The sequence below is a fragment of the uncultured Corynebacterium sp. genome (assembly GCF_945649885.1).
Taxonomy (GTDB): Bacteria; Actinomycetota; Actinomycetes; order Mycobacteriales; family Mycobacteriaceae; genus Corynebacterium.
On record NZ_CALZFS010000156.1, the window covers coordinates 1 to 5,004 of the forward strand.

Annotated in this window: 2 protein-coding genes and 1 pseudogene; 1 reads left to right on the forward strand and 2 read right to left on the reverse strand. The window is 59.3% G+C overall.

What is annotated here, in order from left to right; genetic code table 11:
- On the forward strand, nucleotides 1-319 hold a 319-nt coding region (locus Q0M74_RS12835), incomplete at its 5' end, for a LiaF domain-containing protein (protein WP_293955084.1).
- 183 nt (nucleotides 320-502) lie between these two features.
- Here the strand turns inward: Q0M74_RS12835 and Q0M74_RS12840 are convergent.
- Nucleotides 503-4,504, reverse strand: a complete 4,002-nt coding sequence (locus Q0M74_RS12840) for a DNA-directed RNA polymerase subunit beta' (RefSeq protein ID WP_293955086.1) — start codon at nucleotides 4,502-4,504, stop codon at nucleotides 503-505.
- Nucleotides 4,505-4,587: 83 nt separating this feature from the next.
- Nucleotides 4,588-5,004, reverse strand: a pseudogene (locus Q0M74_RS12845) (DNA-directed RNA polymerase subunit beta); the annotation flags it as partial.

Below are 5,004 nucleotides of genomic sequence, written 5' to 3' on the forward strand. Positions count from 1 at the left end.
AGGTAACTGGCTCTGCCCCACCACCCACACCAGCATCGCCGTGATGGGTGGCAATGTGGTGGATCTGCGGGAAGCCCGTTTCGAGAGCGGGGACATCACGATCACCGCATTCACTCTCATGGGCGGAATCGACATCATCGTGCCGGAGGGCGTGCAGGTGATCTGTGATGGCATCGGATTGATGGGTGGGTTCGGTGCAACAGCACACAAGGAGGTTCGGATCAGACCTTCATCCCTGCCTGCCGACGCTCCGGTGGTGCGGGTGAAGGGTCTGGCGGTCATGGGTGGGGTCGGCGTGACCACCAAACCTCGCGACTAAGCGCCAGCGGGTATCGACAATCCCAGGCCAACACCACACGTCCCACCCATGGCACATGTTGTTCCATTGGTGGCACAAAAAGGAGGAAGGGCCCACGCTGAGATTCTATTGCAGAATCTCAGCGTGGGCCCTTCCCGTTCAGCGACCAGTTATTGCTCAGTGCTGGAAAAGCATTTCCTTGCTCTAGAAAGCCTCATCCAGTGGGACGGAGGCACCGGTGAATTCACCGAAGCCGTCGTCGCCGTAGATTGACTCGCCATAGGTCGGAATCGAGTATGCAGCATTGCGTGCAGCCTCGGTTGGCTTGATGGAGATGTTGCGGTAACGGGCGATACCGGTACCAGCCGGGATCAGCTTACCGATGATCACGTTCTCCTTCAGACCGATCAGCTTGTCAGAGCGCTTGTTGATGGCAGCATCGGTCAGCACTCGTGTGGTCTCCTGGAAGGAGGCCGCGGACAGCCAGGACTCGGTTGCGAGGGAGGCCTTGGTAATACCCATGATCTCGGAACGCAGCTCTGCCGGCTGACCACCATTGGAGATCGCCTCGGAGTTTGCCAGCTTCGCCTCGGAGAGGTCCACGAGAGAACCTGGGAGGAACTCGGTGGAACCGGACTCGATGACAGTACCGCGACGCAGCATCTGGCGGATGATGATCTCGATGTGCTTATCGTGGATGGCCACACCCTGTGCACGGTAAACAGCCTGGACCTCATCAATGAGGTGCTGTTCAACGCCACGACGACCCAGAATCTCCAGGACGTCATGAGGATCGGCTGCGCCACGGAGCAGACGGGTACCAACGGTGACGCGGTCACCCTCGGCCAGGGTGCGCTCGATGAACGCACTCGGGTTGGATTCCATCGGCACGCGCAGGGAGGAAAGACCCTGGCGCTTGGACAGCTTCTCGTAGACAACGTTGTCTGAACCATCATCAGGAACGATGGTCAGAGTGTAGAAGTTGCCTTCATCCTCAAGGTGGATGACACCGTCAGCAGAGGCGATCGGTGCACGGTTCTTAGGAACACGTGCCTCGAACAGCTCCTGAACACGGGGCAGACCGCCGGTAATATCGCCACCGACACCACCCTGGTGGAAGGTACGCATTGTCAGCTGGGTACCAGGCTCACCAATGGACTGTGCAGCGACAATACCGACAGCCTCTCCGATATCGACCTGGTTGCCGGATGCCATGGACTTGCCGTAGCACTTGGCGCAGACACCGGTCGGGGTCTGGCAGGTCAGCACGGAGCGGACCTTGACCTGTTCAATACCGGCCTCAACGAGGAGATCGATGTTGAGCTCGGTCAGGTCGGTGCCTGCCTCGAGGAGAACCTCGCCGGCAGCGTTGGTGGCGTCGCCAGCCAGGACACGACCGGAGACGGAGGTCTCGATCAGATCATGGCGGGTGTAGCCGGACACAGCACCGGTGGCATTCAGAACCTCTGTGGCGACCGGGACGCGAACGCCCTGGCGGGTGCCACAGTCTTCGACGCGGACAATGACATCCTGGGCGACGTCAACAAGACGACGGGTCAGGTAACCGGAGTCAGCGGTACGAAGCGCGGTATCGGCAAGTCCCTTACGGGAACCGTGGGAGTTGTTGAAGTACTCGAGAACGGTCAGGCCTTCACGGAAGGAAGTCTTGATCGGGCGGGTGATGTAGTCACCCTTCGAGTTAACAACCATTCCCTTCATGCCTGCAAGGGTCCAGATCTGACGCATGTTACCGGCAGCACCGGACTTGACGATCATCGGAATGGGGTTGTCGTCAGGATAGATATCCTCGACAGCCTGACCGACTTCGTCGGTTGCGTCCTTCCAGAGTTCAACCAGACGGTCGTAGCGCTCACGGCCGGTGAGCTTACCGCGGCTGTACTTGGTTTCGATCTGACGTGCTGTAGCCTCGTAGCGGTCAAGAATCTCGTCCTTGTTCGGGAGAACCAGAACGTCGGACATGGCGATGGTGACACCCGAGCGGGTGGACCAGTAGAAGCCGGCGTCCTTCATCTTGTCCATGGTCTGCGCCACGGTGATCATCGGGTAGCGGGCAGCGAGGTCATTGACCACGTCGCCAAGCATGATCTTGTCGGAACCGGATCCCTTACGGAGCATGACGCCCTCGAGGTACGGGTAGTTCCACGGCAGGATCTCGTTGAACATGACACGGCCCAGGGTGGTGGTGGCAAGCCAGGTGTCGCCCTGCTTCCAACCATCCGGGAACAGTTCATCTTCGAGTTCTGCTGCTGGGCGCAGGTGATCAAGACGGATCTTGATCGGTGCCTGCAGTCCGAGAACGCCACGGTCGTAGGCCATGATGGCCTCCGCGTAGGAAGAGTAGACACCCTTCTCCGGACCGTTCTCATCAGCTGGCTGGTAGCAGCCCTGACCGCCGAATTCCTCTGGGGACTTCTCAAGGGTCAGGTAGTACAGGCCGGTCACCATGTCCAGACGTGGCATGGCCAGTGGCTTACCGGACGCCGGGGACAGGATGTTGTTGGAGGCCAGCATCAGGATGCGTGCCTCAGCCTGTGCTTCAGCGGACAGCGGCAGGTGAACTGCCATCTGGTCACCATCGAAGTCGGCGTTGAACGCTTCACAGGCCAGTGGGTGCAGCTGGATGGCTTTACCCTCAACAAGGACAGGCTCGAAAGCCTGGATACCCAGACGGTGCAGGGTCGGTGCACGGTTCAGCATCACTGGGTGCTCGGAGATGGCCTCTTCGAGGACATCCCACACCTCTGGTCGCTGACGCTCAACCATGCGCTTGGCTGACTTGATGTTCTGTGCGTACTCGTTTTCCACGAGACGCTTCATCACGAACGGCTTGAACAGCTCGAGAGCCATCAGCTTCGGCAGACCACATTCGTGGAGGCGCAGCTGAGGACCAACGATAATGACTGAACGGCCAGAGTAGTCAACACGCTTACCCAGCAGGTTCTGACGGAATCGACCCTGCTTGCCCTTGAGGAGGTCAGACAGGGACTTCAGCGGACGGTTGCCCGGTCCGGTGACCGGACGTCCACGACGACCGTTGTCGAAGAGGGCGTCCACAGATTCCTGCAGCATGCGCTTCTCGTTGTTCACGATGATCTCGGGTGCACCGAGTTCAATCATGCGCTTGAGGCGGTTGTTGCGGTTGATCACGCGACGGTACAGGTCATTCAGGTCGGAGGTGGCGAAACGGCCACCGTCGAGCTGAACCATCGGGCGCAGCTCTGGCGGGATCACTGGGATCGCGTTCAGAACCATGCCGGCTGGGTCGTTACCGGAGCGCTGGAATGCAGCGACAACCTTGAGGCGCTTGAGCGCACGCATCTTCTTCTGGCCCTTGCCATTCTGAATGATGTCGCGCAGCTCTTCTGCCTCAGCGTCAAGGTCGAAGTTGCGGATGAGGCTCTGGATGGACTCTGCACCCATGCCGCCGGTGAAGTAATCCTCGTAACGGTCAACAAGCTCGTCGTAGAGCCTCTCGTCACGGATCATCTGCTTCGGGGCGAGCTTGATGAAGGTCTGCCAGATTTCCTCTAGGCGGTCGATTTCACGCTCGGAGCGCTCACGAATGTGCTGCATTTCCTTCTCAGCAGCATTCTGAACCTTGCGGCGTGCGTCGGCCTTGGCACCGGCAGCCTCGAGTTCCGCGAGGTCCTCTTCGAGCTTCTCAGCACGATCGGCGATATCGGTTTCGGCGTCTGCCTCAACGTCCTTCTTCTCCAGAAGCATTTCTGCTTCCAGGGTCGACTGATCGCTGTGGCGGGCCTCCTCATCGACACTGGTGATGATGTTCGCACCGAAGTAGATGATGAGGTCCAGGTCCTTCGGAGCAAGGTCCAGAAGGTAGCCAAGACGTGATGGGACACCCTTGAAGTACCAGATGTGGGTTACCGGTGCGGCGAGCTCAATGTGGCCCATGCGCTCACGGCGAACCTTGGACTTGGTCACCTCAACGCCACAGCGTTCACAGATGATGCCCTTGTAGCGGACACGCTTGTACTTACCGCAGGCGCACTCCCAGTCGCGGGTTGGACCGAAAATACGCTCGCAGAACAGACCGTCCTTCTCAGGCTTGAGGGTTCGGTAGTTGATGGTCTCCGGCTTCTTGACCTCACCCTTGGACCAGCGGCGGATGTCGTCGGCGGTGGCCAGGCCGATGCGGAGCTCATCGAAGACGTTTACGTCGAGCACGTAAAACTCCCTTTCACCCCAGTACCATCTTCATGGTCACCGGGGGATGTTGGCTTGATTTCTAACGTGTGTTGGTTGATCTGCTATGCGGTATCAGCGTCGGAACGCTCGTCACGGGACAGGTTGATGCCCAGTGAGGCGCCTGCCTGATCGAAGTCGTCATCGTCGCCCGCGAGTTCCATCGGAGTGCCGTCAGCGGAGAGAACCTCCACGTTGAGGCAGAGCGACTGGAGCTCCTTGAGGAGAACCTTGAAGGACTCAGGAATTCCTGGATCCGGGATGTTCTCGCCCTTGACAATTGCCTCGTAGACCTTGACACGGCCGACCACGTCATCGGACTTGATGGTCAGGAGTTCCTGCAGGGTGTAGGCAGCGCCGTATGCCTGCATTGCCCACACCTCCATCTCGCCGAAACGCTGTCCACCGAACTGTGCCTTACCACCCAGCGGCTGCTGGGTGATCATGGAGTACGGGCCGGTGGAACGGGCGTGGATCTTCTC